The sequence below is a fragment of the Vibrio sp. 10N.222.55.B11 genome (assembly GCF_041473705.1).
Classification (GTDB): Bacteria; Pseudomonadota; Gammaproteobacteria; order Enterobacterales; family Vibrionaceae; genus Vibrio; species Vibrio crassostreae_C.
The window spans coordinates 1-1,093 of record NZ_JBFRST010000196.1; the positions used below are offsets into that span (position 1 = coordinate 1).

Annotated in this window: 2 protein-coding genes; both read right to left on the reverse strand. The window is 42.3% G+C overall.

The features are described 5' to 3' along the window. Positions 1-36: 36 nt before the first annotated feature. Entirely contained in the window at positions 37-339 is a 303-nt protein-coding gene (locus tag AB4503_RS25690) for a type II toxin-antitoxin system RelE/ParE family toxin (protein ID WP_372115937.1), read from the reverse strand. Further along, entirely contained in the window at positions 327-584 is a 258-nt protein-coding gene (locus AB4503_RS25695) for a type II toxin-antitoxin system Phd/YefM family antitoxin (RefSeq protein ID WP_005398415.1), read from the reverse strand. Before AB4503_RS25695 ends, AB4503_RS25690 begins: the two co-directional genes overlap by 13 nt. Between the last annotated feature and the right edge of the window lie 509 nt (positions 585-1,093).

The window sequence follows — 1,093 nt, forward strand, 5'->3', positions numbered from 1 at the left end:
CGCCATAGTCGTTTGTTAGCCGCTCATTCCCAAAGGTTACTGCTTACTCAACAGGAACTTACGCAAATCTCTCTCTGCACGCATAACAAACAGAATAAACACTTTGCCACCGTCTTGTTTATAGAAAACACGACATGGATTAACGACAACTTCACGATAACTTAAATGTTCTAGCTCGGGTGGAATACGACCTGACTCTGGGAAAGTTTGTAGGCGTTCGACTTTGGAGAAGATCGTTTGCACTAACTGCTTTGCAGCTACGATATTTTCAAGTGCGATGTATTCAGCGATATCGTTGAGGTCAGATAACGCTGGCTCAGTCCAGATTATTTCAACCATTTTGACATTTTGTCCTTAGCTTCATCATGACTTGCCACTTTACCATCAGCTAGTGCACGCTCACCTCGTGCAATACCCTCAAGAATAGCTAAACGATTTTGCATAAATTCGTAGTCATCAACATCAACTAGATACGCAGATGGCTTTCCATGCTCAGTAATTAACACTGGTTCTTTGGTGTCGTGGAGATCGGCGAGGATCTTAGTTGCTTGGCGTTTGAGTGATGTAACTAGTTCTACTTTCATGAGAGCTGCTCCAAAGGAATACTAAAGTGATACTATTCTATCACTTTGAGTATAGCAAGCTACATGACGGCTAACGCCATAATAACAGGCGTTTAATAGCTAAATTTGTTTGAAACGCCTAAATCACAGCATTTCTATGAAAAATTGCGCCGCGGTTAAACGTCCTGTTGATTTACTTGTTAGCCCTGCACTGCTCACTCGCGGCTTGCCGCCGCCTCTGCTCTTCAGAAACAACCACCTCAATCGATTCCAAAACCAATGCTTCTTTAAACCACCAAGAAACAACAGGATGACGATGAATTCAACGCCTTATTTGAAGGTTTAGACACTCAACACAAACAGGCATAGTTTCAGTTTTTGTTTGTATCGGCCTTCGAAGTTCTGAACAATCGATTGGTTTACTACACTGATTTCGACACAAACCACCGGCTACAACGAAAGGAAATGGCTTTCCAACACCTGAGCAAAAACATTCAAAAAAGAACACGGGCTAACGAATGATATGGACT